The organism is Acidiphilium sp. PM (assembly GCF_000219295.1).
Taxonomy (GTDB): Bacteria; Pseudomonadota; Alphaproteobacteria; order Acetobacterales; family Acetobacteraceae; genus Acidiphilium; species Acidiphilium multivorum.
Map to the genome: position 1 here is coordinate 1 of NZ_AFPR01000345.1, position 1,140 is coordinate 1,140.

Below are 1,140 nucleotides of genomic sequence, written 5' to 3' on the forward strand. Positions count from 1 at the left end.
TTCGTTGCCGACATGACGGTGACCAGCCATTCCGACCCGCGGAATTTCGCGGATGACATCTCCCAGACGATCTTCATCCAGTACACCTCGCCGGCGAGCGGCAACAAGGTTGTCGCGGTCAACCGCGAGGCGACGTTCCCGTCCGACGCGAAGGATCTCGGCAAGGCGCCGGGCGTGCATGACCTGTTCGCGGCCATGCTGTCGCAATACGGCACGCCGGACGGCTTCACGATCGGCGCGGTCGACTGGACCGGGGCGAACCCGGCCCACAAGCTGGCCGACAATATCTACACGCTGCAGAGCGGCTGCATCTCCGGCGCGTTCAACGCGGTGCCGTCCCAGCTCTACAACGGGTCGAAGGACTGCCCGCAGGTGCTGCAGATCACCATGTCGGCCAACAACAGCTTCGGCGGGCATGTCCAGTTCCTGTCGGAACTGATGCTCGATGCCGGCAGCATCTACAGCGACATCGCGCGCGAGCGCGCGGCCGCGGCAAGCCAGCAGGCGAAGACCGTCTCCCACGCCAACCAGCAGCCGGCGGCGAAGCCCTCGCTCTGAATTCAGGCTTGCCGCCATTCCAGACCGGAGTTCCAACATGTCAGACCAGAATGCCATCGCCAGCGATCTTGCCGCCACCAACGATCGCAACTTCGTCGTGATCTTCACCCTGGCCAGCCTTTTCTTCGGCGTATTCTCGCCGCTCGTCGGCTATTTCGTCGCGAAGGACGGCACCACGACCAGAAAGCAGATCGTCGAACTGCTCAATTTCCAGATCACCGTGCTCGGCCTGATGCTGATCGCCTATCTCCTGACCGCGACGCTGATTCTCTCGGTCGTCGGCATTCCGCTCGCGATCATCGTCGGGGTCGCCGACGTGATCATGCTGATCCTCGGCGCGATCCGGGCCTCCCGCGGCGAGAGCGTGCGCTACCGCTTCACCTTGCGCCTGTTGTCGTGACGCCGGGCGGCGCCTCGCCGGCGCCGCTCACCGCCGCCAGCGGACCGGCGAATTCATCGGCGCTGCCGCCCGCCACGAGCACCAGCTTGTCGCGCGCCTGACCGCCGGCGCGCAATGCGAGGCGCGCAGCGCCGATGCCAAGCCACGCGGCCAGCGCCTTCAGAACCGCGTCATTGGCACGG

3 protein-coding genes are annotated in these 1,140 nt (G+C 65.7%); 2 read left to right on the plus strand and 1 reads right to left on the minus strand.

Annotation, left to right across the window (positions count from 1 at the left end; genetic code table 11):
- Both APM_RS12450 and APM_RS12455 read left to right on the plus strand, forming a co-directional pair.
- Nucleotides 1–558: hypothetical protein (locus tag APM_RS12450; RefSeq protein WP_007423732.1), on the plus strand; the 558-nt coding region annotated here is incomplete at its 5' end.
- Nucleotides 559–595: 37 nt separating this feature from the next.
- Nucleotides 596–958, plus strand: coding sequence for a DUF4870 domain-containing protein (locus APM_RS12455; protein ID WP_007423733.1), 363 nt, complete (start codon nucleotides 596–598; stop codon nucleotides 956–958).
- Here APM_RS12455 and APM_RS12460 read toward each other — a convergent pair.
- Nucleotides 936–1,140 (minus strand): DUF167 domain-containing protein (locus APM_RS12460; protein WP_007423734.1); only part of this gene is annotated, 205 nt, incomplete at its 5' end. The two genes, APM_RS12455 and APM_RS12460, sit on opposite strands and share 23 nt — an antisense overlap.